We start from the raw sequence: 26,151 nt of genomic DNA, 5'->3' as shown, positions 1-26,151 counted from the left end.
CTCCTTATTTGCCCAGTTGTTCGGCCAGCTCGGCAGAGCGCGTGGCCGCAGCCTGCAGTGCCTGCTCGACGATGGCTTCGAAGCCGCTGGCCTGGAACGACTTGATCGCCGCTTCCGTGGTGCCGGCGGGCGAGGTGACGCGGCGGCGCAGTTCGGCGGCATCGACATCGCTGGCAACCGCCATGCGCGCAGCGCCCAAAGCCGTCTGCAAGGTCAGCTGAGAGGCGGTTTCGCGTGGCAGGCCGAGTTTTTCGCCTGCCGCTGTCATGGCCTCGATCAGCAGGAAGAAGTACGCCGGGCCACTGCCGGACACGGCAGTCACGGCATCCAGTTGCTGCTCCTGCTCCAGCCACAGGGCAGTGCCCACGGCCGACAGCAGTTGTTCGGCCTGCTGGCGCTGTTCGCCGGACACCTCAGCGGTGGCGTACAGGCCGCTCACGCCCTGACGCAGCAGCGCCGGGGTGTTGGGCATGCATCGCACCACAGGGCGAGCGCCCACCCAGCTTTGCAGGCTGGCGCAGGTGATGCCGGCGGCGATGGACACGATCAGCTGGCCATCCTGCAGGTTGGGTTGCAGGGCCTGGCACACGGCTTTCATGACCTGCGGCTTGACCGCCAGCACGATGACGTCGGCACCGTCGATGGCCTGGGCGTTGTTCTCGAAGGTTTCGATGCCGTGCTCGGCCTGGATGCGGCTGCGGGTCTCGGCGCCCGGGTCGCTGGCGCGGATCTGCGAGGCGTCCAGGCCCTGGGCACGCAGACCACCGATCAGGCTGGCGGCCATGTTGCCGGCGCCGATAAAGGCAATGCGAGTCTTGCTCATGTCAGGTCCTTGTGGAAAAGAGTGAGTGAAGCATGGAATCAGGTGTTGCCGTAGTCGCGTGCACCGAACAGGGCGGTACCGATACGCACCCAGGTCGCACCCTGAGCAATCGCCGCTTCCAGGTCGTGGCTCATGCCCATCGACAAGGTATCCAGGCCAAGGCCCAGGCCTTCTTGCAGCGTGCGCAGGCTGGCGAAGGCGGCCTCCTGGGCGGCGCGATCATCAGTGGGTTCGGGGATTGCCATCAGCCCGCGCAGGCGCAGGTTGGGCAGCGCGGCCACGGCCTTGGCCAGGGCCGGCAGGTCGGCGGGGGCGCAGCCGGACTTGCTGTCTTCGCCACTGACGTTCACCTGCAGGCAGATGTTCAGTGGCGCCAGCCCGGCAGGGCGCTGCTCGGACAGGCGTTGGGCGATTTTCAGGCGGTCCACGGAATGCACCCAGTCGAAATGCTCGGCAATGGCTTTGGTCTTGTTCGACTGAATGGGGCCGATGAAGTGCCAGATCAAGGGCAAGTCGCTGAGCGCCTGCTGCTTTGTCAGCGCTTCCTGTAGGTAGTTTTCCCCGAAGTCACGCACGCCGGCAGCGTGGACCTCGCGGATGGCGCTGGCGGGCTTGGTCTTGCTCACAGCCAGCAACTGGACGCTGGCCGGATCACGCCTGGCTGCCTGGGCAGCACTGGCGATACGGGCGGAAATCGCGGAAAGGTTGTCTGCTAGGGTGGACATGGATGGATGCCGGCAGCTGTAGGGTTTGCGGCATTCTACCTACTTGAAGGCCTTTGGGGAGTCTCATGGATGTGACCGACCTGTTGGCCCGGGCCGTGGAGGCGGGGGCTTCGGACCTGCACCTGGCGGCGGGCCAGATACCGATGCTGCGCCTGGACGGTGAATTGCAGCGCATGAACTTGTCGCCGCTGGTGGCGGCAGACCTGGCCGAGGGCATGGTGCCCTTGTTGGCAGAGCAGCAAAGGCGGCAATGGGCCGAGGGTGATGAACTGGACCTGGCGCTGGCGTTGCCCGCGCTCGGCCGTTTTCGGCTGAACCTGTTTCGCCAGCTGAATGGCCCTGGGGCAACCTTTCGGCTGATCCCCGGGCGGATTGCCACGCTGGATGAACTGGACCTGGGGGATGTGTATCAAGCTGTTGCGCACTGCCGAGATGGCTTGATCCTGGTGGGGGGGCCGACCGGCAGCGGCAAGTCCAGCACCCTGGCGTCGCTGCTTGACCAGCTGAACCGCGAACGGGCGCTGCATATCATTACCCTTGAAGACCCGGTCGAAGTTATCCACAGCAGCCAACGCAGCCTGGTCAATCAGCGTGAGATTGGCCGCCACAGCGGCGGCTTTGCCCAAGGGCTGCGCAGTGCCCTGCGACAGGACCCGGATGTGATCATGATTGGCGAATTGCGCGACCTGGAGACCGTTCGCCTCGCTTTGCGAGCGGCCGAGACTGGGCACCTGGTGCTGGCGACGGTGCATACGCGTTCGGCAGTCAACAGCGTTGATCGGTTGGTGGAGGTGTTTGCTGCCGAGGAAAAGCCGTTGGTGCGGGCGATGTTGGCTGAGTCGTTGCGCCTGGTGGTGGCGCAGGTGCTGGTCAGGCGCGTAGGTGGCGGGCGGGTGGCGGCGCGGGAAGTGCTGGTGGCAACGACAGCGGTGCGTAACCTGGTGCGTGAGGGGCGGATGGCGCAATTGTGTTCGGTGATGCAGGCGGGTGGTGCAGAAGGGATGCGGACGATGGAGGGGGCAATGCGAGGGCTGAAGCAGAAAGGGTTGATCGAGAATTTATAGTGCTTGCTCTGGCCCTATCGCCGGCAAGCCAGCTCCCACAGGTACAGCACAGCTTTTGAAAACTGTGAAGGAACCTGTGGGAGCTGGCTTGCCGGCGATAGGGCCAGTACAGACAGAGCAAGGGTCAGCGCTTGGCCAGGCTCAGCTGCTGCTGTTCTTTGGGCAGCACCCGCTTGGCCACTACGTAGTGCTTTTGCCAGTAAGGCTTGCTCAGGGTGTCGATGCTCACCCGCTTGCCACGCCGTGGCGCATGGATGAAGCGGTCGTTGCCCAGGTAGATGGCAACATGGTTCACCCGGCGGCTCTTGATGTTGAAGAAGATCAGGTCACCAGGCTTCAGGTCACCCTTGGCCACCTTCACGCCGTGGCCTTGGGCCATGGCATTGGAGGTACGCGGCAGGTCGACGTCGGCAACATCGTTGAAGGCGTATTTGACCAGGCCACTGCAGTCGAAGCCTTTTTTCGGGCTGCTGCCACCCCAAACGTAAGGGGTGCCGAGCACATTCACCGCACGGCTGAGCACATCGCTGCTCTGCTTCGGCGACATGGCAGCAACAGGCGCACCGCGACTGCTGGCAGCGTTGCTCGGGCGCGCGCGCAGGGTGGCCTGCTTGGTTGGCGCATGTCTCACCGAGGCATTGGTGGTGTAGCCGGTGAAACCATTGGGAAGACGTTGCTCACGATTGGTGGCGTGGGCGGCCAGGGGCAATAATAGACAGAGGGTCAGCCATGTCTTGAATAAAGGCGGCATAGATGAAGCTCTTATGAATAGTTATGTGTTGGGCGCGCAACTTTATAACAGCTTTTTGATCAATCTTTGATCCGTTGGTCGATTGCCCGGCTGCCGTACGTCGGCCTGCGACGAGAAAGTCACATTTTTTTTTAGAAAATTTTCAGATAACCCACGAGGGCTATGAATGAACAGTTATCAACAGGGTGTGCCCTACCACGACACTCACAGCAAGACCATCGGCTACCTGCTGTGGATTTTCGGCTTCACCGGCTCACATCGCTTCTACTACGGCAAGCCGATTACCGGGACGATCTGGTTCTTCACCTTCGGGCTGCTAGGCATTGGCTGGTTGATCGACCTGTTTTTGATCCCGTCCATGGACCGTGAAGCCGATCTGAGGTTCCAGTCCGGGCGTATCGACTACAACATCGCCTGGATCCTGCTGACCTTCCTCGGGGTGTTTGGCCTGCACCGGCTGTATCAGGGCAAGTGGATCACCGCGATCATCTACTTCTTTACTGGCGGGCTGTTCCTGGTGGGGGTGCTGTATGACTTCTGGACGTTGAACAGCCAGGTTTCCGAGAGGAATGCTTTGCGTTGAAAGGCTTCGCGGGTGAACCCGCGAAGCGGCCGCTAGCGCCCACAAAAAAGGCCTTGTCGCGTAGAAGCGGCAAGGCCTTTTTTGTTACTGGCGGGTTTGTCGCTGCTGCAGCAACAGGTTGCTGAACCCTGCCCCGGACAATTGCTTTTGCGCCCCGGTCAGCTGCTCGCGGTTGCTGAACGGGCCCACCAGCACGCGGTACCAGGTTTCGTCCTTGACCGTACCCGACTCCACCTTCACCGACTGGCCCAGCAGGATGATCTGCGCGCGCACTTTGTCGGCATCGGCCTGCTTGCGGAACGAGCCGGCCTGCAGGAAGTACTGGGTGGTGGCTGCGGGCTTGATCACCGGTGGTGCCGGTGGCGGGGTCTGGCCGAGCAAGGCCGCCTGGGCCCGTGCGGTGTCGATTTTCGCCGCTTCTGCTGGCGTCACCGGGGTGACCGGCTGGGCCGGCACCGGTGGCGTTTTCTCCGGCACGGCCTCTGGCGGCACGATCACCTCGGATTCCGGCAGCAGGGTGTAGAAGTCGTATTTCGGCTTCACCGGCTGCTGCGGGGAGGGCTGCGCTGCCTTGCTCGCTTCGGCCACTTTCTCAGGCTTTTGCTGCTCGGGCTTGGCGCGCTTGATGTCTTCGCTACCAGGTTCGAGCTTCATCAGGAACACGATGAATGCGCCTACGGTCAGGCCGACGGCCAGCCATACCCAGCCGGGGATCGGCTGTTTGGCCGGCGCCGTCTGGCGGCTGGCGCCGCGCTTGGGTGCGGGTTTTTTCTTGGCAGCCAACTTACATGCGCTCCAGGGTTTCCAGGCCGAGCAGTTCCAGACCTTGTTTGAGGGTGCGGCCGGTCAGGGCTGCCAGGCGCAGGCGGCTTTGCTGCTGCTCTGGGGTGTCCGCAGCGAGGATCGGGCAGTTCTCGTAGAAGCTGGAGAACAGGCCGGCCAGGTCGTACAGGTAGCTGCACAGTACGTGCGGCGTGCCCTTGTCAGCGACGTTGTTGAGGATTTCGCCAAACTGCGCCAGGCGTGCGGCCAGGTCCTGCTCGTGGGCAGCCTGCAGCACGATGTTGCCGTCGACTTCGTCAAAGCCCTTGCCCAGCTTGCGGAACACGCCAGCCACGCGGGTGTAGGCGTACAGCAGGTAAGGGGCGGTGTTGCCTTCGAAGTTGAGCATCAGCTCGAAGTTGAAGCTGTAGTCGCTGGTGCGGTGCTTGGACAGGTCGGCGTATTTCACCGCGCCGATGCCTACCACTTCACCGATGTGGCGCAGGTCTTCGTCGGCCAGGCTCGGGTTCTTTTCCTTGACCAGCGCATAGGCGCGTTCCTTGGCCTCGGTAAGCAGGTCGATCAGCTTCACGGTGCCGCCGTCACGGGTCTTGAACGGGCGGCCGTCGGCGCCGTTCATGGTACCGAAGCCCATGTGTTCCATCTGCATCGGGTGGCCGACAAAGCCTGCACGGCGTGCCACTTCGAACACCTGGTTGAAGTGCAGGGCCTGGCGCTGGTCGACGAAGTACAGGGCGCGGTCGGCCTTGAGCACGTTGCTGCGGTAGCGCACGGCTGCCAGGTCGGTGGTGGCGTACAGGTAGCCGCCGTCGGCCTTCTGCACGATGACCGGCAGTGGCTCGCCTTCGCTGTTCTTGAACTCTTCGAGGAACACGCACTGGGCGCCTTGGTCTTCGACCAGCAGGCCTTTGGCCTTGAGGTCGGCCACCACGTTGGCCAGGTCGTCGTTGTAGGCGCTTTCGCCCATCACGTCGGCCATGGTCAATTTGACGTTGAGCAGCTCGTAGGTCTTCTGGCAGTGCGACAGCGAGATGTCCTTGAAGCGCGTCCACAGGGCCAGGCAGTCCGGGTCGCCGGCCTGCAGCTTGACCACCAGGCCGCGGGCGCGGGTGGCGAACTCTTCCGACTCGTCAAAGCGCTTCTTGGCGGCGCGGTAGAAGTTTTCCAGGTCCGACAGCTCGTCGCTGGTGATCGGGTTTTCCTGCAGGTAGGCCATCAGCATGCCGAACTGGGTACCCCAGTCGCCCACGTGGTTCTGGCGAATGACGTTGTCACCCAGGAATTCCAGGACGCGAGCCACGCTGTCACCGATGATGGTCGAACGCAGGTGGCCGACGTGCATCTCTTTGGCCAGGTTCGGCGCCGACATGTCGATGACGACTTTCTCGCTCGGGCCGGCCTTGCGCACGCCCAGGTGGGCATCGGCCAGGGCAGCGTCCAGGCGGTTGGCCAGGGCGTCGGTGTTCTGGAAGAAGTTGAGGAAACCAGGGCCGGCAATCTCGACCTTGCTGATGTCGGCGCTGGCCGGCAGGGCATTGATCAGCTTTTCGGCCAGGTCACGCGGCTTCATGCCCGCCTGCTTGGCCAGCATCATGGCGATGTTGCTGGCGAAATCGCCGTGGGTCTTGTCCCGGGCGTTTTCCACCTGGATCGCCGGCGACAGCCCTTCAGGCAGCACACCGTCGGTGACGAGTTGGGTGAGGGCTTGCTGGATCAGCTGGCGAATGGTGTCTTTCATGGGGATCTCTTTTCGACCGCAAGCGCGGTGAGCGCCTGGATGCGCAGGTGGAAAAACTGGGCATTATCCGTGGCTGGGAGCGGGTTGCCAACCTTTGGGGCTGCAAAGCAGCCCGGACGTCAGTACAGGTCGACCGGGTCGACATCCAGTGACCAGCGCACTTGGCGCCCGCTCGGCATCTGCTCCAACACTAGCAACCAGGCGCTGATCAGTCGATGCAAAGGCGCCCGGGTATTGGCCTGTATCAACAGTTGCGCACGGAAGCGCCCGGCGCGGCGCTCCATGGGGGCCGGTACTGGGCCTAGCAGTTCGATACCTGGCAGGCATTGTTCGGCCACCAGGCGTTCGGCCGCGGCGCAGGCTTCGTCGAGGAAGCCTTCGGCCTGCCCCGGCTTGTGGGCTTCGGCGCGCAACAGCGCCAAATGAGAATAAGGTGGCAAACCGGCGGCGCGGCGCTCGTCCAGGGCCTGTTCGGCAAAGGCGAAGTAGCCCTGTTCGGTAAGCTGCACCAGCAGCGGGTGGTCGGCCAGGTGGGTCTGGATGATGACCTTGCCGGGCTCTTCGGCACGCCCGGCACGCCCGGCCACCTGCACGATCAACTGCGCCATGCGTTCGCTGGCGCGGAAATCACCCGAGAACAGCCCGCCATCGGCGTCGAGGATGGCCACCAGGGTAACCCGTGGGAAATGGTGACCCTTGGCAAGCATCTGCGTGCCGACGAGGATGCTCGGCTGGCCACGCTGGATGGTGCTGAACAGGTTGTGCATGGCGTCCTTGCGCGCCGTGCTGTCGCGGTCCACCCGCAGGATCGGGTAGTCCGGGAACAGCACCTTCAGGCGTTCTTCGGCGCGCTCGGTGCCGGCACCGACCGGGCGCAGGTCCACGTGGTTGCATTGCGGGCACTGGTGCGGCAGGCGCTCGTCATAACCGCAGTGGTGGCAGCGCAGCACGCCGGAGCGCTGATGCACGGTCATGCGTGCGTCGCAACGCGGGCATTCGGACAGCCAGCCGCAATCGTGGCACAGCAGGGTCGGGGCGAAGCCGCGGCGGTTGAGGAACACCAGCACTTGCTGACCGGCTTCCAGGGTCTGGCGGATGGCCTGCTGCAGCGGGCCGCTGATACCGCTGTCCAGCGGCAGGCTTTTCACGTCCAGGCGCAGCATGCGTGGCGGGCGGGCACCACCGGCACGCTGGTTCATGCGCAGCAGGCGGTAGCGGCCGGTCAGGGCGTTGTGCAGGGTTTCCAGCGACGGCGTGGCAGAGCCGAGCAGGATCGGGATGTTTTCCTGGTGGGCGCGCACCAGTGCCAGGTCGCGGGCGTGGTAGCGCAGGCCCTCCTGCTGTTTATAGGAGCCGTCGTGCTCTTCGTCGATGATGATCAGGCCGGGGTTTTTCATCGGCGTGAACAGTGCCGAGCGGGTGCCGATGATGATGTCGGCCTCGCCGTCGCGCGCTGCCAGCCAGGCGTCCAGGCGTTCGCGGTCGTTCACCGCCGAATGCAGCAGGGCAATACGGGCGTTGAAGCGTTGCTCGAAGCGCGCCAGGGTTTGCGGGCCGAGGTTGATTTCGGGGATCAGCACCAGCGCCTGCTTGCCGGCTTCCAGGGTTTCGCGGATCAGTTGCAGGTAGACCTCGGTCTTGCCGCTGCCGGTGACGCCGGCCAGCAGGAACGCGCCGAAGCCGCCAAAGCCCTCGCGTACGGCGTCAAAGGCATCGCGTTGTTCTTCGTTGAGCGGCAGTTCCGGTTGTGCCAGCCAGTGTTCGTGGCGCAGTGCCGGCAAATGGCGACGAACCTCGACCTGTACCAGTTCCTTGGCCAGTAGCAGGTCGAGGCTGTCCTTGTTCAGGTTGAGCTTGGCCAGCAGGGTGTGGGCCACGCCATGCGGGTGCTGGGCCAGGGTCTTGAGGGCGTCGCGCTGGCGCGGCGCGCGGGCAATGCGAGGGTCTTCCAGTCGTGCGCCGGGGGCAATGTGCCAGAAGCGCTCCTGGCGCATTTCGGCGGGTTCGCCCTGGCGCAGCAGTGTGGGCAAGGCCCAGCTCAGGGTGTCGCCCAGGCTGTGCTGGTAGTACTGGGCGGTCCACAGGCACAGCTTGAACAGCGATGCCGGGATGGGGGACACCGGGTCGAGCAGGGCGCTGGCCGGTTTCAGCTTGTCGGCAGGCACTTCGCTCTGTGCGCATACCTCCACCAGCACACCGATCATTTCGCGGCGGCCAAAGGGCACGCGGATGCGCATGCCCGGGGTCAAGGCCTGGCGCGCCATGCTCGCCGGCGCCTTGTAGTCGAACAGGCGGCGCAGCGGGGAGGGCAGGGCAAGGCGCAGGATGACGTCGGACACGCAAAAAGTCTCGGAGGGCGTTACAAGAACTGGCGAGCCTAGCAGACGACGGTCGGTGCAAGCGACATCTTGCACTGACGCTGTGCTCTGGTATTATTCGCCGCCTAATTACGTGCGGTATTCAACAATTGGTGTTGGGTGGCGGCACGCAGCTCGAGGAAGTGACCATGAAAGAAGGTATCCACCCGAACTACGAAGTAGTTGCAGTCACCTGCAGCTGCGGCAACAAGTTCGAAACCCGTTCGACCCTGGGCAATGTCCTGTCGATCGACGTTTGCAACCTGTGCCACCCGTTCTACACCGGTAAGCAGAAAGTCCTGGACACCGGCGGCCGCGTACAGAAGTTCGCCGATCGCTTCGGTATGTTCGGTACCAAGAAGTAATCATGCGCATGGCGAACCCCTCGGGTTTCGCAATGCTGCAAAAAAAGGCGCCCCTTGTGGGCGCTTTTTTTATGGGCGTCATCTGGGCCTTTCCCGCCATGGCATTCTGCCCGCTGCCACAGCAGCCACAGCAGGTGCTGGTGCGCCAGGTGGTGGATGGCGATACCGTGCGCCTGGCCGATGGCCGCAGCGTACGCCTGATTGGCATCAACGCCCCGGAAATTGGCCGCAACGGGCGCACCAGCGAGCCTTATGCCGAGGCTGCGAAGCGGCGCTTGCAGGCGCTGGTCAAGGCCAGTGACGGGCGTGTAGGGCTGGTGCCAGGCGTTGAGGCCAAAGACAAATATGGCCGCACACTGGCGCATATCTACGGTCGCAATGGCGACAATCTGGAAGCACAGTTGCTCAGCGAGGGTTTGGGCTACCGCGTGGCAGTTGCCCCGAATGTACGTCTCAGCGGTTGCCAGCAGCTTGCCGAGCAAGCGGCGCGCAAGGCAGGCAGCGGCTTGTGGCGCCGTTCGCCCGTGGTGCCGGCAGGGGAAGTCAGGCAGTCGGGTTTTGCTGTGGTTGGTGGCCGCATCAAGGGTATCGAACGCAACCGTGGCGGTGTCTGGCTGACCCTGGACGACGCCGTGGTGCTGCAGGTTCCCGCTCGTCTGCAACGTAACTTCCCCGCCAGCTTCTTCGATAACCTCAAGGGACGCCAGGTCGAGGCGCGTGGCTGGGTGCTGGATCGTTCCCGCAAGGGCGGCCTGAAGCCCGGGCAGCGACGCTGGGTGTTGCCATTGACCGATCCGAGCATGTTGGAGCGTATTTCAGGCTAAAAGATGTAGACATTTCGCTATTAGATTGTACACACTGTGAGCCGTATGCCCCCGTGGGTTATAGCGTAAAGTCGTAGGCTAAAGGCCTTGACACAAGTGACCGACCAGTCTTGTGACTCCCCGGCTCTTTGCGTATCCTCGGCGGTCCGTCAGAACAGTAAATAGCGGAATGCCCACCATGTCAGACCTGAAAACCGCCGCTCTCGAATACCACGCTCAACCTCGTCCGGGGAAACTGAGCGTCGAGCTCTCCAAGCCCACTGCCACCGCCCGTGACCTCGCCCTGGCCTACAGCCCAGGTGTTGCAGAACCCGTGCGTGAAATCGGCCGTGATCCAGAGCTGGCTTACAAGTACACCGGCAAAGGCAACCTGGTTGCGGTGATTTCCGATGGCACCGCCATCCTCGGTCTGGGCGACCTCGGCCCACTGGCTTCCAAGCCGGTCATGGAAGGCAAGGGTGTTCTGTTCAAGCGTTTCGCCGGTATCGACGTGTTCGACATCGAAGTCGAATCGGAAAGCCCGCAAGCGTTCATCGACACCGTTCGCCGTATTTCGATCACCTTCGGTGGCATCAACCTCGAAGACATCAAGGCGCCTGAGTGCTTCGAGATCGAGCGCACCCTGATCGAACAGTGCGACATTCCGGTGTTCCACGATGACCAGCACGGTACCGCCATCGTGACCGCTGCCGGCATGATCAACGCCCTGGAAATCGCCGGCAAGAAGCTGGAAGACGCCAAGATCGTCTGCCTGGGTGCTGGTGCAGCCGCCATCTCCTGCATGAAGCTGCTGGTGAGCATGGGTGCCAAGGTCGAGAACATCTACATGATCGACCGCAGCGGCGTGATTCACGCTGGCCGTGACGACCTGAACCAGTACAAGGCGCAGTTCGCCCACGCTACCGACAAGCGCACCCTGGCTGATGCCCTGAACGGTGCTGACGTGTTCGTAGGCCTGTCCGGCCCGAACCTGCTGAGCCCGGAAGGCCTGAAGTCGATGGCGGCCAACCCGATCGTGTTCGCTTGCTCGAACCCGGACCCGGAAATCTCGCCAGAGCTGGCGCACGCCACCCGTAACGACGTGATCATGGCCACCGGTCGTTCCGACTACCCGAACCAGGTCAACAACGTGCTGGGCTTCCCGTTCATCTTCCGTGGTGCTCTGGACGTTCGTGCCAAGCGCATCAACGAAGAAATGAAGATCGCTGCCGCTATCGCCCTGAAAGACCTGGCCAAGCTGCCAGTGCCGAAGGAAGTATGCGAAGCCTACGGCGTCGAAGGCCTGGAGTTCGGCCGTGAGTACATCATTCCGAAGCCGCTGGACGCACGTCTGATCACCGTCGTTTCCGACGCTGTGGCCAAGGCCGCCATCGAATCCGGCGTGGCTACCCTGCCGTATCCGAAGCACTACCCGCTGACCAGCGTGGATGACGTGTTCAACGGCTGATTGCCGCTGTAGCGACATGAAAAAGCCCCGGTTCGTATGAGCCGGGGCTTTTTATTGGCTGATGGGAATGTGTCAGGGCTGACAGGTGCTTGCCACAACAGGTTTGGCGCCTGTGAGATCGAGCGCCGCCCGCGCGGCGCTCGATTTACGCGCCCACGCAAAACCAGAGTCGGGCACCTAGCCAGGCACCCAGCCTCAGAACAAATCCATCGGCGCCGCTTCATCCGCAGGCAGCGGGCTGCCTGGTGCTGCGCCATTGCCCAGCTCATCCACCGACGGCGGCGAGTCTTCGGCCTTGAACAGCTCGAAGTACGCATTCGGCGTGCTCGGCGAGGCAGCGCGGCCACTGACCGGGTCCACACGCAGGCTGAGGATGCCTTCCGGCTCTGCTGGCGCATGCGCCGGCTTGTCCTTGAGCGCCGCGCCCATGAAGCTCATCCAGATCGGCAAGGCCGCCGTACCGCCGTATTCGCGACGGCCGAGGGTTTCTGGCTGGTCGAAACCGACCCACACGGTGGTCACGTAATCGGCGTTGTAGCCGGAGAACCAGGCGTCCTTGGATTCGTTGGTGGTACCTGTCTTGCCCGCCAGGTCGGTGCGGCCCAGTGCCAGCGCCCGGCGGCCGGTGCCGCGCTTGATCACGTCCTGCAGCATGCTGGTGAGGATGTAGGTGGTGCGCCCGTCGATGATTTGTTCGGCCACCGCAGGTGCTTGAGGTGCATTCGCAACCTGGCTGAAGGCCGGCGGCGCCTCACCTGGCATGACGGCGGTGCTGATCGGCTGTTCGGGTGCGGCCAGGCCAGCCTGGTCCTCGGCACCCTGCGGTACGCGGGCCGGGTTGGCGGTGAACAGCGTTTCGCCGCTGCGGCTTTCGATGCGGTCGATCAGGTACGGGGTGATCTTGTAGCCGCCGTTGGCGAATGTGCTCCAGCCGGTGGCGATTTCCATCGGGGTCAGGGTGGCGGTGCCCAAGGCCAGCGACAGGTTGCGTGGCAGGTCCTGCTTGTTGAAGCCGAACTTGGCAATGTAGTCGATGGTGCGGTCTACACCCATGGCCTGCAGCAAGCGGATCGACACCAGGTTGCGCGACTTGTACAGCGCTTCGCGCATGCGGATCGGGCCGAGGAAGGTGTTGGTGTCGTTCTTCGGCCGCCACACTTTGTCCACCGACTCGTCGACGAACACGATGGGCGCATCGTTGACCAGGGTGGCGGCCGTGTAGCCGCTGTCCAGTGCGGCACTGTAGATGAACGGCTTGAAGCTTGAACCCGGTTGGCGCTTGGCCTGCATGGCGCGGTTGTAGTTGCTCTGCTCGAACGAGAAGCCGCCAACCAGCGCACGAATGGCGCCGTTGTAAGGGTCGAGGGTGACCAGGGCGCTTTGTGCGCCAGGCACCTGGCTGAACTTGAGCTTGCCATCGTCCAGACGCTGCAGGCGCACCAGGTCGCCGACCTGGGCCACGTCGGCCGGCGACTGCGGTGTACGGCCCTGGGCGTTGCTGTTGATGAACGGGCGCGCCCACTTCATGGTGTCCCAGGCAACCTCGGCTTGCTGGCCGTCGCGGGTCAGCACCTTGAGGCCGGTTTTCTCGACATGGGTGACGATGGCCGGTTCCAGGCCCCCAAGGATGCGCTGCTTGCCCAGTTCCTGCAGCCAGGCTGCCTGGGTGCGGCCCGGGAAGCGGGCTTCGGGGCCGCGGTAACCGTGGCGCTCGTCGTAGTCGGAGAGGCCGTTGAGGATGGCCTTGTTGGCCATTTCCTGCATGTCGCTGGGCACCGTGGTGGTGACGCGGAAGCCTTCGGTGTAGGCGTCGCTGCCATAACGGCCGACCATTTCCGCGCGGGCCATTTCAGCGATGTAGGGGGCATTCACCTCAGGCGTCGGCACGTGATAGCTGGCATTGAGCGGCTCGGCCAGGGCAGCCTGGTAGCTGGCTTCGTCGATCTTGCCCAGCTTGTACATGCGGCCAAGGATCCAGTCGCGGCGCTCCTTGGCGCGCACCGGGTTGGCCAGTGGGTTGAAGCGTGACGGTGCTTTGGGCAGGCCGGCGATCATGGCCATCTGCGCCAGGCTCACGTCGCGGATCGACTTGCCGTAATACACCTGCGCGGCAGCGTCGATGCCGTAGGCGCGGTTGCCCAGGTAGATCTTGTTCACGTACAGCTCAAGGATCTCGTCCTTGGTCAGCTCGCGCTCGATCTGCAGGGCCAGCAGGATCTCGTTGGTCTTGCGCGAGAAGCTGCGCTCGCTGGTGAGGAAGAAGTTTTTCGCCACCTGCATGGTGATGGTGCTGCCGCCGGTCTGGATATGCCCGGTTTTTACCAGCTGGGTCGCCGCGCGCATCAGGCTGCTGGGGTCGACACCGTAGTGGTTGAGGAAATTGTCGTCCTCGGCTGACAGAAGTGCCTGAATGAACTGTGGCGGAATTTCCGCGAAGCGGATCGGCGAGCGGCGCATTTCGCCAAACTCGGCAATCAGCTTGCCATCGCTGCTGTACACCCTGAGGGGGATCTGCAACTGGATGCTTCTGAGCGACTCGACCGAGGGCAGGCTGGGGCTAAGATACAGAAACGCACCGCTCACACCGAGTACGAGCGCGCAGATGACTGCGACGGAAGACCACCAGAAGAACTTCAGCAGACGTATCAAGGCTTTTCGGTGTCCAGGTTGAGAGTGGATTGCACGCAGGTCCGGCGGACCAGAAAACGCTGGGCATTATAAGCATTTTTTCGCCTCTCCGGGTTACCGGCCAGGCTGCCCGTCGCCCCGATGAGCAGCCCTGGCCCAGTGTTACCGCGGGGTTGCGACAGACCGCTGCGACACGCAGCAAGGAAGCCGCGATGTTAGGACGCTTCGGCAAGGATGCCGGTTCACTGGTGGGGGTAGAAATTGCACCGGACGCTGTTCGGGTTGTACAGCTTCAGCGGCGCAGCCGGCGTTGTCGGGTGCTTGCCTCGGCGCAGGAACCGTTCGAGTCAGCGGCGGGCAAGGATTGGACAGCGGAGCCTGCTGCGGTGGTGGCAGCCTTGCGTCGTGCCTACCGGCGCAGTGGTCTCAGGCAGCGACGGGTAGCGTTGGCGTTACCCGCCAACCAGGTGATCTGCAAGCTGTGTCATCTGCCGATGGAGCAGGCTGGTGTGGGGCTGGAGGCGCAGTTGCTGGCCGATGCCGAGCGACTGTTTCCGTTTCCGTTGGAGGACCTGGCCCTGGATTTTCAGGTGTTGAGGGCGTCTCGCGTGCAGCCGGGATGCGCCGAGGTGATGGTGGCCGCATGCCGGCAAAGTGCGTTGGCGTCACTGGAGGCCATCGTCGACGAGGCAGGGTTGCAGCTGGAAGCCGTCGAGGTCGATAACATCGCCCTGTGCCGCATGTTGCCTCAGGGGTGCTTCGAAGGCTCGGCATTACTGCGTGTAGAGGCACATGGTGCAGTTCTGTATGACTGGCATCCCGGTCGGCCCAGCCAGCGTCGTGAATTGCAAACGCAGGGGCAGAAGGGGATGGGGCCGCTGTCGGAGGCGCTGCATGCGCTGCTTGCCGATGAGCATTTGCCTGCGGGCCTGTGGATAACCAGCAGTTGTTCGCTGGATCCTGACTGGCTGCAAAGCCTGGGCCGTCAACTGAAAACGACGTGCCGGCATTTGCCTGGCCAGGCCGGGCTTGAGCATGTCGACGGGTCGATGCTGCTGGCTTGCGCCCTCGCTTATGGAGGATTGCGGCCATGATGCGACTGAACCTGCTGCCTTGGCGTGAGCGGCAGCGCCAGGCCACGCTTCGGCGTTTTCGCTCCCGCTTGGTCGCTGGCGCCATTCTGGCGCTGTGCGCGGTGATGCTGGTCGACCAGTTGGCCCGTCAGCGCGGGCAGCAGCAGGCGCTGTCCAACACCCGGCAACAGGCCGCGCTTGAACGCCTGGCCGAGCAATTGCGGCCGTTGGATGATGTGCGTGCACAGCATCAGGCGCTACTTGAGCGTTTGGCTGCGCTTGAGCGTTTGCGCACTCAGCAGGGCATTCTGGGTGATGTGTTCACTGAGCTCGAAGGGGCGCTGCCGATGGGCGTGCAGCTTCTTGACCTCAACCTGGAAAACGGCCACTTGCAGCTGGCCGGGCTGGCTACCTCCGGCGCCGTGGTTGCGCAGTTCATGCGCGACCTGGAACATTCGCGTGTTCTGCTCGACCTGGAACTCAAGCGCATCAGGAGCGTGCCGGGTGGCGATGAGTTTCTGTTGGCCGCGCGCGTTTCGGCGTTCTGGTCGTGAATGTGGCGCCGATCTTTGCCTGGCTGGCGGTCGCCGAGCACTCCAGGCGTATCAGGTGCCTGGCGCCAGCCATGGTCGCTGTGCTGGTGTTCGGTCTGGGTTGCGCGTTGCGCCTGCCAGCAGCGCTCCAGCAACAGGCACAAGAGGCGTCCAGGCAAGCCTCATTAGATGAACAGCAGTCAGCCAGCACGGCGAAGCTGGTCGAGCTGGAGCAACTGCGGGCAGCGCTGATTGTTTCCGAGCAGGCGTTGCTGGAGGCTCACTGGCACCTGGCCAGCGGGGAGGACATGAGCGACTTGCTCGGCAGCCTGGCTTCGTCGGGGCATGCGCACGGCCTACTGGTCGAGCGGTTCGATGTGCATGAAAGCGAGCAGCAGGCAGGCTACCGCAAAACACCCCTGCAGGTGCAGGTGATGGGGCCTTACACGGCCTTGCGTCAATGGCTGCACGACTGGCTGGGCCAGGCGCGCCTGCTGCGTAGTGGCGACATCAACCTTTCTATTGTCGAGGGGCAGCCAAGGCTTTTGCGCCTGCAACTGGGTGTAGAGGCCTTCGAGGCAGCCGCACCTGTGCCGGCACCCGAGGCGTTTGCACGCACCTCGGCCCGGGCCGCCACACCAGAACCTGTGGTTGACCCCTTCACACCAGCAGCGAGACGAATGGCCGGCTTTGGGCTGGGCAGTGTGCCGTTGGCGCAATTGGAAATGGTCGGCAGCCTGTCGCGCGGGATGTCGCACGAGGCGCTGCTGATGGCGGCTGGCAGGCTCTATAGGGTTCGGGCAGGCGAGCGTTTAGGGCGTAACCACGGTGTGGTGGAGCGGGTCGACCAAGGCCAGGTCGAGGTACGCGAACGGCTGTTCATGGCGGGGGTGTGGCATGAGCGCACAGCGTTTATCACCCTTGCAAAGCGCCTGGGCAAGGAGGCCCCGGACCGGAATGAAAATGTTGATGAAATGGGTGTTGGCAGCCCTGCTGCCGATCCCGCTGGCGTCGGCGATGCCTTACCAGGGTGAGCCCCTGTCTTTGAACTTCCAGGATGTGGAAGTGCGCTCGGTGCTGCAGGTGCTGGCTGATTATGCGGGCGTCAACCTGGTTGCGGGTGACGATGTACAAGGTAACGTCACCTTGCGTTTACAGGATGTACCTTGGGATCAGGCACTCGACCTGGTGTTGCGAAGCAAGGGCCTGGCCCGGCGGCAGGAGGGTAATGTACTGCTGGTGGCGCCTGCGGCAGCGTTTGCCGCGCAGCCGTTCGATGCCCCCGTGGGGCTGGAGCCGGATGCGCAGGTGCAGCCGCTACGCCGTGAGCTGATACCGATCCATCATGCCAAGGCCGCCGAGCTGGTTGAGCTATTGCTGACCAGCCTGGCGGATGACGGCACCCTCACTGTCAGAGGCAGCCTGGCTGTCGACGAGCGCACCAACACACTGGTGGCGTACCAGCCCGCCGACCGCCTGGCGGAACTGCGGCAGCTGGTTGCGCAACTGGACGTGCCGGTGCGCCAGGTGGCGATCGAGGCGCGTATCGTCGAAGCCAACGTCGATTACGAGAAAAGCCTGGGGGTGCGCTGGGGCGGGCCGCTGTATAGCGAAAACCTGCGGCCGGGCCAGGAGCTGTTTGTCGATCTTGGTGTGGAGCGTGCGGGCAGTAGTCTCGGTCTGGGCCTGCTGCGTGGCGACGTGTTGCTTGACCTGGAGCTCAGCGCCATGGAAAAAAGCGGCAACGGCGAGATCATTTCGCAGCCCAAAGTGGTAACGGCCGACAAGGAAACGGCCAGGATCCTCAAAGGCACCGAGGTGCCCTATCAGGAAACCAGTCAGAGTGGCGCCACCTCGGTGTCGTTTCGTGAGGCCTCGCTGTCGCTGGAGGTGACACCGCAAATCACCCCGGACAACAAGGTGATCATGACCGTCAGGGTGACCAAGGACGAGCCGGATTACGTCAATGCCTTGAACAACGTACCGCCGATTCGCAAGAACGAGGTCAATGCCAAGGTTCGCGTGGCGGACGGTGAAACGATCGTGATTGGTGGCGTGTACTCGACTTCGCAAAACAATGTGGTCGACAAGGTGCCATTTTTCGGCGATCTGCCGTATGTTGGGCGGCTGTTTCGACGCGATGCATTACAAGAGAAAAAATCCGAGCTGCTGGTCTTCCTGACTCCGCGTATCATGAGTGACCAGGCGATTGCTGTGAGTCGTTGATTCTGTGCGAAATTTGATACTTGTGGGGCCCATGGGCGCTGGTAAAAGCACCATTGGACGCCTTTTGGCCAAAGAGCTGCGCCTGCTGTTCAAGGATTCCGACAAGGAAATCGAACTGCGATGCGGCGCCAATATCCCGTGGATTTTCGACAAGGAAGGCGAGCCGGGTTTTCGTGATCGCGAGCAAGCGATGATCGCCGAACTGTGCGCGCTTGACGGCGTGGTCCTGGCCACCGGCGGCGGCGCGGTGATGCGCGAAGCCAACCGCCAGGCATTGCACCAGGGTGGCCGGGTGATCTACCTGCACGCCTCGGTGGAGCAGCAGGTTGGCCGCACCGCGCGCGACCGCAATCGCCCGCTGTTGCGCACCGCCAACCCCGAGGCGACCTTGCGCGCCCTGCTGGAAGCGCGCGACCCGCTCTACCGCGAGATCGCCGACCTGGTGGTGGAAACCGACGAGCGGCCGCCACGCATGGTGGTGATCGACATTCTCGAGCGCTTGCAGCAGTTGCCGCCCCGTTAACCCGGGACTATTCTCGGCCACCAGCGCCGAGGCGAGGTTCAACGTTACCGCGCAGGTTGCCCATACGGCGCCGCGCCCAAGTACATTGTGGGGATACATGCAGACACTTAAGGTCGACCTGGGCGAGCGTAGCTACCCGATCTACATTGGCGAAGGCTTGCTGGACCAGCCCGAGTTGCTGGCGCCGCACATTGCCGGCCGGCAAGTTGCCATCGTTTCCAACGAGACCGTCGCGCCCCTGTATCTCGAACGCCTGACCAAGACCCTGGGCGCCTATTCGGTGCTGCCAGTGGTGTTGCCTGATGGTGAAGCCTACAAGAACTGGGAAACCTTGCAGCTGATCTTCGATGGCCTGCTCACCGCGCGCCATGATCGCCGCACTACCGTGGTTGCCTTGGGCGGCGGCGTGATCGGTGACATGGCAGGCTTCGCGGCCGCCTGCTACCAGCGTGGTGTCGATTTCATCCAGGTGCCGACCACCCTGCTGTCCCAGGTCGACTCCTCGGTGGGCGGCAAGACCGGTATCAACCACCCGCTGGGCAAGAACATGGTCGGTGCCTTCTATCAGCCCAACGCAGTGCTGATCGACACCACCAGCCTGAAGACGCTGCCAGCACGCGAGCTGTCGGCTGGCCTGGCCGAAGTGATCAAGTACGGCCTGATCTGCGACAAGCCGTTCCTCACCTGGCTCGAAGACAATATGCAGGCCCTGCGCGGCCTGGACCCTGTGGCCCTGACCGAAGCCATTCGTCGTTCCTGCGCGGCAAAGGCTGCGGTGGTCGGGGCGGATGAGCGTGAGTCCGGCGTACGGGCCACGCTGAACCTGGGGCATACCTTCGGGCATGCCATCGAGACCCACATGGGCTACGGCGTGTGGCTGCACGGCGAAGCCGTGGCAGCGGGCACGGTGATGGCCCTGGAAATGTCCATGCGCCTTGGCTGGATCGACCAGGCCGAGCGCGATCGCGGAATCCGCCTGTTGCAGGACGCAGGTTTGCCGGTGGTGCCACCACAGGAAATGACCCCGGCGCATTTCATGGAGCACATGGCGGTCGACAAGAAGGTGCTCGACGGTCGTCTGCGTCTGGTGCTGCTGCGCCAGATGGGCGAGGCCGTGGTGACCGACGACTATCCGAAAGAGATTCTACAGGCCACGCTGTCGGCGGATTACCGCGCGATCGTGGCCCAGCTTTGAGGTTGTGACAGCGCAATGACCAGTTTGCATGCCGATGAGGCCTTTCTCGACCATTACCAGTTGAGCCACGATCCGTTCGCACCCCGCGTGCCCGGCTTCAAGTTTTTCCCGGCCCAGCGCAAGCCCGTGCTTGGCCAGTTGCACCACCTGGCACGCTACAGCCAGTTGATGCTGGTAGTCAGCGGCCCGCTGGGCAGCGGCAAGTCGCTGCTGCGCCAGGCCCTGGTGGCCAGTACCAACAAACAGGCGGTGCAGAGCGTGGTGGTGTCTGCCCGCAGTGCCAGCGATGCTTCCGGCATGCTGGCCCAGGTCGCCCAGGACCTGGGGGTGGACCAGGCTGAAGTGCAGGCGATTCTGTCCAAGGTGGTGCAGTTGGCACTCACCGGGCAGGAAGTGTATTTGCTGGTAGACGATGCGGAACAACTCGACGAGTCGGCACTCCAAGCGTTGCTGGAATTGGCGGCCGGTGTACCGGAAGGGCGCCCGCATGTGTTCCTGTTCGGTGAACCGTCACTGATTGCCGGGCTGGATGAGCTCAATATCGAGGAAGAACGCTTCCACATCATCGAGCTCGCCCCCTACAGTGAAGAGGAAACCCGCGAGTACCTGGAGCAGCGTCTGGAAGGCGCTGGCCGGGGCATCGAGGTGTTCAGCCGTGAACAGATCGTCGATATCCATGAAAACTCCGACGGTTGGCCTGGCAACATCAACCAGGTCGCCCGTGACACTTTGATCGAAGCCATGATCGCCAGCCGCTCGACGGCCAAGCGACCATCCATGGGGTTCAAGATGCCTAAAAAACATGTGCTCGCGCTGTCCGCTGTGGTCGTGGTCGCCGTTGGCGCCGCGGTGTTGATGCCCAAGAAAGGCGACAAGGCGCCGGCCGATGCGCCAGCCGCCCAAGCCCAGTTGCCGCTTGGCGAAGGCAAGCAAGGTGCTGCCATCGAGTTCTCTGGCTCGTCCCAGCCGATGCCACTGCCTTTGGTTGGCCAGTCCCAGCCGGTGATGCGCGAACCGCTGGCCCAGGCCGCAGGCATGGGTGAAGGTGAAGAAGGCAGCCCGGCAGGCGATACTGCACTGCAGCCTGGCAACCCACCGCCCACCGTGACCACCATTGCCCCGCCGCAAGGCGTGCCGGCCGGCCCGGCACCTGCGCCTGCCCAGCCCGTTGCCAGTGTGCCTGCCCAGCCAGTGCAGCCGGTGGCGCCTGCGCCGAAACCCGTCGCAACCCAGCCGGCCAAACCGGTTGCACCTGCCAAGCCTGCGCCAGCACCGACCCAGGTTGCCGTGGCCAAGCCAGCCGCAAAACCGGCTGAAAAACCAGCGGCATCCGGTGGTGGCAGCGGTGGCTGGTACGCCGGGCAAAAGCCGGGTAACTATGTGGTGCAGATCCTCGGCACCAGCTCCGAGGCTTCGGCCCAGGCGTACGTCAAGGCCCAGGGTGGCGACTATCGCTACTTCAAGAAAAACCTGCAGGGCAAGCCGTTGTACGTCGTGACTTATGGCAGCTTCGCCAACCGCGATGCAGCGGTTGCGGCAATCAAGAACTTGCCAGCGAAGGTGCAGGCTGGTAAACCTTGGCCACGTACCGTCGCCAGCGTCCAACAAGAGCTGGCCTCGGCCCGCTGATACCTTCCGGGCGGCATCACCCCGCCGCCCAGTAGCTAAGCGAATTCTAGCTTTCGACTAGCCTGCTGCGTTTTAACGCGGCAGGCTTTTCTGTCCCAGACTGCCGGCCACAAGCCTTACTTGCAGTCATGGCTGAAACGCTTCAGACTCGAGCCAAGCCGCTATCACGGCGCATGGCGCAAAAACATTCAAAATTGCGACATAAATTTTCAATGGTGAGACATGAAAATTTGTGGGCATCGCTGTTGCTGTGCAACAATGGTTTTCCATGGCCACCGCAAAAAAGCTGGCGTTTGATCGGCGTGGATGGTAAGTGGTTGTTAAAAAAGAGATTTGCCTCCGTTGAGAGGTGAACCTGGTGAGAATGTGTCTATGAAAACAGGTCTGTACCATCCCGAAGAATTCAAGGACAACTGTGGTTTTGGCCTGATCGCCCATATGACGGGCGAACCGAGCCACCACCTTCTGCAAACCGCCATGCAGGCGCTGACCTGCATGACCCACCGCGGCGGCATCAACGCCGACGGCAAGACCGGTGACGGTTGCGGTCTGCTCATGCAGAAGCCCGATCAATTCCTGCGTGCCGTGGCCCAGGAGCACTTCGCCGTCGAGCTGCCCAAGCAGTATGCCGTCGGCATGGTGTTCTTCAACCAGGACCCGGTCAAAGCTGAAGCCGCCCGCGCCAACATGGACCGCGAAATCCTCGCAGCCGGCCTGAAGCTGGTCGGCTGGCGCAAGGTGCCGATCGACACCAGCGTGCTCGGCCGCCTGGCCCTGGAGCGCCTGCCGCAGATCGAGCAGGTGTTCATCGGCGGTGAAGGCCTGAGCGATCAGGAGTTCGCGATTAAGCTGTTCAGTGCCCGTCGCCGTTCGTCGGTGGCCAACGCCCACGACGCCGACCACTACATCTGCAGCTTCTCGCACAAGACCATCATCTACAAAGGCCTGATGATGCCGCGCGATCTCGCGGCGTTTTACCCAGACCTGGGTGACGAGCGCCTGCAAACCGCGATCTGCGTGTTCCACCAGCGCTTCTCCACCAACACCCTGCCGAAATGGCCGCTGGCGCAGCCGTTCCGCTTCCTCGCCCACAACGGCGAGATCAACACCATCACCGGCAACCGCAACTGGGCCATGGCCCGTCGCACCAAGTTCGCCAACGACCTGATCCCCGACCTCGAAGAGCTCGGCCCGCTGGTCAACCGCGTGGGTTCCGACTCGTCGAGCATGGACAACATGCTGGAACTGATGGTGACCGGTGGCATCGACCTGTTCCGTGGTGTGCGCATGCTGGTACCGCCAGCCTGGCAGAACGTCGAGACCATGGACGCCGACCTGCGCGCCTTCTACGAATACAACTCCATGCACATGGAGCCGTGGGACGGCCCGGCCGGTATCGTCATGACCGAAGGCCGCCACGCGGTGTGCCTGTTGGACCGTAACGGCCTGCGCCCGGCGCGCTGGGTGACCACCACCAACGGCTACATCACCATCGCCTCGGAAATCGGCGTATGGGGCTACCAGCCTGAGGAAGTACTGGCCAAAGGCCGTGTCGGCCCGGGGCAGATCCTCGCCGTGGACACCGAAACCGGCCAGATCCTCGACACCGACGCCATCGACAACCGCCTGAAGTCGCGTCACCCGTACAAGCGCTGGCTGCGTCAGCACGCCACCCGTATCCAGGCGACGCTGACCGACGACCAGGGCGTGGCCAGCTATGACGCTGACCAGCTCAAGCAATACATGAAGATGTTCCAGGTCACCTTCGAAGAGCGTGATCAGGTGCTGCGCCCGCTGGGTGAGCAGGGCCAGGAAGCCGTCGGCTCGATGGGTGACGACACGCCGATGGCCGTGCTGTCGCAGCACGTGCGTTCGCCGTACGACTTCTTCCGCCAGCAGTTCGCCCAGGTGACCAACCCGCCGATCGACCCGCTGCGCGAAGCGATCGTGATGTCGCTGGAAATCTGCCTGGGCGCCGAGCGCAACATTTTCCAGGAGTCCCCGGAGCATGCTTCGCGGGTGATCCTCAGCTCGCCGGTCATTTCGCCCGCCAAGTGGCGTTCGCTGATGAGCCTGGAGCGCGAAGGTTTCGACCGCCAGCTGATCGACCTCAACTATGAAGAGGGCGTCGGCCTGGAAGCGGCCATCCGCAATATCGCTGACCAGGCTGAAGAAGCCGTGCGCGCTGGCAAGACCCAGCTGGTGCTGAGCGACCGCTACATCGCCCCGGGCAAACTGCCGGTGCACGCTTCGCTGGCCGTGGGTGCAGTGCACCACCGCTTGACCGAACAGGGCCTGCGTTGCGACAGCAACATCCTGGTGGAAACCGCCACCGCCCGCGACCCGCATCACTTTGCAGTGCTGCTGGGCTTCGGTGCCTCGGCCGTTTACCCGTACCTGGCTTATGAAGTGCTGGCCGACCTGATCCGCACCGGCGAAGTGCTGGGTGACCTGGACGAAGTCTTCAAGTACTACCGCAAGGGCATCTCCAAGGGCCTGCTGAAGATCCTGTCGAAGATGGGCATCTCCACCATCGCCTCGTACCGTGGTGCGCAGCTGTTCGAAGCCATCGGCCTGGCCGAGGAAGTGGTCGGCCTGAGCTTCAAGGGCGTGTCCAGCCGTATCAAGGGGGCGCGCTTCGAAGACCTGGAAAGCGACCAGAAGCTGCTGGCGGCCGAAGCCTGGAGCGCGCGCAAGCCGATCCAGCAAGGCGGCCTGCTGAAGTTCGTTCACGGTGGCGAGTACCACGCCTACAACCCGGACGTGGTCAACACCCTGCAAGCCGCCGTGCAGCAGGGCGATTACGCCAAGTTCAAGGAATACACCACGCTGGTCGACACCCGCCCGGTGTCGATGATCCGCGACCTGCTGAAAGTGAAAGTGGCCGACCAGCCGCTGCCGCTGGAGCAGATCGAACCGCTGGAGGCCATCCTCAAGCGTTTCGATTCCGCCGGTATCTCGCTGGGTGCCCTGTCGCCGGAAGCCCACGAGGCGCTGGCCGAGGCCATGAACCGCCTGGGCGCGCGTTCCAACTCCGGTGAGGGCGGTGAAGACCCGTCGCGCTACGGCACCATCCGCAGCTCCAAGATCAAGCAGGTGGCCACCGGCCGCTTTGGTGTGACCCCGGAATACCTGGTAAACGCCGAAGTGCTGCAGATCAAGGTCGCCCAGGGCGCCAAGCCCGGTGAGGGCGGCCAGCTGCCGGGCGGCAAGGTCAACGGCCTGATCGCCAAGCTGCGCTATGCGGTACCGGGCGTGACCCTGATTTCGCCACCGCCGCACCACGACATCTACTCGATCGAAGACCTGGCCCAGCTGATCTACGACCTCAAGCAGGTCAACCCGCAGGCGCTGGTGTCGGTCAAGCTGGTGGCGGAAGCCGGCGTGGGCACCATCGCCGCTGGTGTGGCCAAGGCCTATGCCGACCTGATCACCATCTCGGGTTACGACGGTGGTACCGGTGCTTCGCCGCTGACCTCGATCAAGTACGCCGGCGCCCCGTGGGAACTGGGCCTGGCTGAAACCCACCAGACCCTGCGTGGCAACGACCTGCGCGGCAAGGTGCGGGTACAGACCGACGGCGGCCTGAAAACCGGCCTGGATGTGATCAAGGCGGCCATCCTTGGCGCCGAAAGCTTTGGCTTCGGTACCGCGCCAATGATCGCCCTGGGCTGCAAGTACCTGCGCATCTGCCACCTGAACAACTGCGCCACCGGCGTAGCCACCCAGAACGACAAGCTGCGCAAGGACCACTACATCGGCACCGTCGACATGGTGATCAACTTCTTCACCTTCGTCGCCGAAGAAACCCGTGAGTGGCTGGCCAAGCTGGGCGTGCGCAGCCTGGGCGAACTGATCGGCCGTACCGACCTGCTCGACGTATTGCCAGGCGACACCGAGCGCCAGCAGTACCTGGACCTGTCGCCGCTGCTGGGCAGCTCGCACATCCCGGCTGACAAGCCGCAGTTCTGCGAAGTGGACAAGAACCCGCCATTCGACCAGGGCGAGCTGGCCGAGAAAATGGTGGAAATGGCCATGCCGGCCATCCGTGACCAGGCCGGTGGCGAGTTCAACCTCGACATCTGCAACTGCGACCGTTCCATCGGTGCGCGTGTGTCGGGCGAAATCGCCCGCCTGCACGGCAACCAGGGCATGGCTGCGGCGCCGATTACCTTCCGCTTCAAGGGGACTGCGGGCCAGAGCTTCGGTGTGTGGAACGCCGGTGGCCTGAACCTGCACCTGGAAGGCGACGCCAACGACTACGTCGGCAAGGGCATGACCGGTGGCAAGCTCACCATCGTGCCGCCAGCCGGCAGCCCGTTCGAAACCCAGCACAGCGCCATCGTCGGCAACACCTGCCTGTACGGTGCCACTGGCGGCAAGCTGTTTGCTGCGGGTACTGCGGGCGAGCGCTTCGCTGTGCGTAACTCCGGCGCCCACGCTGTTGTCGAGGGCACTGGCGATCACTGCTGTGAATACATGACCGGCGGCTTTGTCTGCGTGTTGGGCAAGACCGGTTACAACTTCGGTTCTGGCATGACTGGCGGCTTCGCCTACGTGCTCGACATGGACAATAGCTTCGTCGACAAGCTCAACCACGAACTGGTGGAAATCCAGCGCATCAGTGGTGAAGCGATGGAGGCGTACCGCAGCCACCTGGCGCGTGTCCTTGCCGAGTATGTGGAAGAAACCGGCAGCGAGTGGGGGCGTGAGCTCTCGGAGAACCTGGACGACTACGTGCGGCGCTTCTGGCTGGTGAAGCCGAAGGCAGCCAACCTGAAGCAACTGCTGTCCAGCACCCGTGCCAACCCGCAGTAACAACAGCTGCAAGTGGCAAGCCTCACGCTGCATGTAAAGGCAGTACGAGGTTTGCCCGGCTTAAGT

20 protein-coding genes are annotated in these 26,151 nt (G+C 63.3%); 13 read left to right on the top strand and 7 right to left on the bottom strand.

Annotated features, from left to right (window positions below):
- Positions 1-4: 4 nt before the first annotated feature.
- Both proC and A0O30_RS10695 read right to left on the bottom strand, forming a co-directional pair.
- Entirely contained in the window at positions 5-823 is an 819-nt protein-coding gene (gene proC / locus A0O30_RS10700) for a pyrroline-5-carboxylate reductase (protein WP_105946452.1), read from the bottom strand.
- 38 nt (positions 824-861) lie between these two features.
- Complete coding sequence (locus A0O30_RS10695) at positions 862-1,548, bottom strand: YggS family pyridoxal phosphate-dependent enzyme (protein WP_105946451.1); 687 nt, start codon at positions 1,546-1,548, stop codon at positions 862-864.
- A 65-nt stretch (positions 1,549-1,613) separates the two neighbouring features.
- Between A0O30_RS10695 and A0O30_RS10690 the strand changes: the two genes are divergently transcribed.
- Positions 1,614-2,612 (top strand): type IV pilus twitching motility protein PilT, encoded by a 999-nt coding sequence (locus A0O30_RS10690; protein WP_105946450.1) that lies wholly within the window; start codon positions 1,614-1,616, stop codon positions 2,610-2,612.
- A 124-nt stretch (positions 2,613-2,736) separates the two neighbouring features.
- Here A0O30_RS10690 and A0O30_RS10685 read toward each other — a convergent pair whose 3' ends face one another.
- Positions 2,737-3,363: a C40 family peptidase gene (locus tag A0O30_RS10685; RefSeq protein ID WP_105946449.1), complete on the bottom strand. Its 627-nt coding sequence runs from the start codon at positions 3,361-3,363 to the stop codon at positions 2,737-2,739.
- A 166-nt stretch (positions 3,364-3,529) separates the two neighbouring features.
- Here A0O30_RS10685 and A0O30_RS10680 point away from each other — a divergent pair, with 166 nt between their 5' ends.
- On the top strand, positions 3,530-3,946 hold the full coding sequence (locus A0O30_RS10680; RefSeq protein ID WP_016712505.1) for an NINE protein: 417 nt from the start codon (positions 3,530-3,532) through the stop codon (positions 3,944-3,946).
- 84 nt (positions 3,947-4,030) lie between these two features.
- On the opposite strand, the gene A0O30_RS10675 is transcribed toward A0O30_RS10680, so the two are convergent.
- The 3 genes from A0O30_RS10675 to A0O30_RS10665 all read right to left on the bottom strand — a co-directional run bounded on the left by A0O30_RS10675 (position 4,031) and on the right by A0O30_RS10665 (position 8,806).
- A complete protein-coding gene (locus A0O30_RS10675) occupies positions 4,031-4,729 on the bottom strand; it encodes an SPOR domain-containing protein (RefSeq protein ID WP_016712504.1) in 699 nt (232 codons plus the stop codon).
- 1 nt (position 4,730) lies between these two features.
- The gene (argS, locus tag A0O30_RS10670; protein WP_016712503.1) at positions 4,731-6,467 is read right to left on the bottom strand and encodes an arginine--tRNA ligase; all 1,737 of its coding nucleotides are present in this window, start codon (positions 6,465-6,467) and stop codon (positions 4,731-4,733) included.
- 119 nt (positions 6,468-6,586) lie between these two features.
- Positions 6,587-8,806, bottom strand: a complete 2,220-nt coding sequence (locus A0O30_RS10665; RefSeq protein WP_105946448.1) for a primosomal protein N' — start codon at positions 8,804-8,806, stop codon at positions 6,587-6,589.
- 167 nt (positions 8,807-8,973) lie between these two features.
- Here A0O30_RS10665 and rpmE point away from each other — a divergent pair, with 167 nt between their 5' ends.
- The 3 genes from rpmE (at position 8,974) to A0O30_RS10650 (ending at position 11,460) form a co-directional block, all read left to right on the top strand.
- Positions 8,974-9,189, top strand: a complete 216-nt coding sequence (gene rpmE / locus A0O30_RS10660; RefSeq protein WP_012274639.1) for a 50S ribosomal protein L31 — start codon at positions 8,974-8,976, stop codon at positions 9,187-9,189.
- Positions 9,190-9,191: 2 nt separating this feature from the next.
- Complete coding sequence (locus A0O30_RS10655; RefSeq protein ID WP_105946447.1) at positions 9,192-10,013, top strand: thermonuclease family protein; 822 nt, start codon at positions 9,192-9,194, stop codon at positions 10,011-10,013.
- A 178-nt stretch (positions 10,014-10,191) separates the two neighbouring features.
- Positions 10,192-11,460, top strand: coding sequence for a malic enzyme-like NAD(P)-binding protein (locus A0O30_RS10650; protein WP_060498054.1), 1,269 nt, complete (start codon positions 10,192-10,194; stop codon positions 11,458-11,460).
- A gap of 195 nt (positions 11,461-11,655) precedes the next feature.
- Here A0O30_RS10650 and A0O30_RS10645 read toward each other — a convergent pair whose 3' ends face one another.
- On the bottom strand, positions 11,656-14,109 hold the full coding sequence (locus A0O30_RS10645; protein WP_105946446.1) for a penicillin-binding protein 1A: 2,454 nt from the start codon (positions 14,107-14,109) through the stop codon (positions 11,656-11,658).
- Positions 14,110-14,300: 191 nt separating this feature from the next.
- Here A0O30_RS10645 and pilM point away from each other — a divergent pair, with 191 nt between their 5' ends.
- The 8 genes from pilM to gltB all read left to right on the top strand — a co-directional run bounded on the left by pilM (position 14,301) and on the right by gltB (position 26,085).
- On the top strand, positions 14,301-15,182 hold the full coding sequence (pilM, locus tag A0O30_RS10640; protein WP_105946445.1) for a type IV pilus biogenesis protein PilM: 882 nt from the start codon (positions 14,301-14,303) through the stop codon (positions 15,180-15,182).
- Entirely contained in the window at positions 15,179-15,715 is a 537-nt protein-coding gene (locus tag A0O30_RS10635; RefSeq protein WP_105946444.1) for a PilN domain-containing protein, read from the top strand. The genes pilM and A0O30_RS10635 overlap by 4 nt, the downstream gene beginning before the upstream one ends.
- An 11-nt stretch (positions 15,716-15,726) precedes the next feature.
- Positions 15,727-16,728, top strand: coding sequence for a pilus assembly protein PilP (locus A0O30_RS10630; RefSeq protein WP_105946477.1), 1,002 nt, complete (start codon positions 15,727-15,729; stop codon positions 16,726-16,728).
- On the top strand, positions 16,652-17,920 hold the full coding sequence (locus A0O30_RS10625) for a type IV pilus secretin PilQ (RefSeq protein ID WP_105946443.1): 1,269 nt from the start codon (positions 16,652-16,654) through the stop codon (positions 17,918-17,920). The genes A0O30_RS10630 and A0O30_RS10625 overlap by 77 nt, the downstream gene beginning before the upstream one ends.
- 4 nt (positions 17,921-17,924) lie before the next feature.
- Positions 17,925-18,443: a shikimate kinase AroK gene (gene aroK, locus A0O30_RS10620; RefSeq protein ID WP_028698445.1), complete on the top strand. Its 519-nt coding sequence runs from the start codon at positions 17,925-17,927 to the stop codon at positions 18,441-18,443.
- Between the two features lie 97 nt (positions 18,444-18,540).
- Entirely contained in the window at positions 18,541-19,638 is a 1,098-nt protein-coding gene (aroB, locus tag A0O30_RS10615; RefSeq protein WP_105946442.1) for a 3-dehydroquinate synthase, read from the top strand.
- Between the two features lie 15 nt (positions 19,639-19,653).
- Complete coding sequence (locus A0O30_RS10610; RefSeq protein WP_105946441.1) at positions 19,654-21,267, top strand: SPOR domain-containing protein; 1,614 nt, start codon at positions 19,654-19,656, stop codon at positions 21,265-21,267.
- Between the two features lie 372 nt (positions 21,268-21,639).
- Positions 21,640-26,085, top strand: a complete 4,446-nt coding sequence (gene gltB, locus A0O30_RS10605; protein WP_105946440.1) for a glutamate synthase large subunit — start codon at positions 21,640-21,642, stop codon at positions 26,083-26,085.
- Positions 26,086-26,151 lie beyond the last annotated feature (66 nt).

Source organism: Pseudomonas sp. LLC-1, from assembly GCF_002992185.1.
GTDB lineage: Bacteria > Pseudomonadota > Gammaproteobacteria > Pseudomonadales > Pseudomonadaceae > Aquipseudomonas > Aquipseudomonas monteilii.
This window is presented reverse-complemented; position numbering and strand designations above follow the sequence as displayed.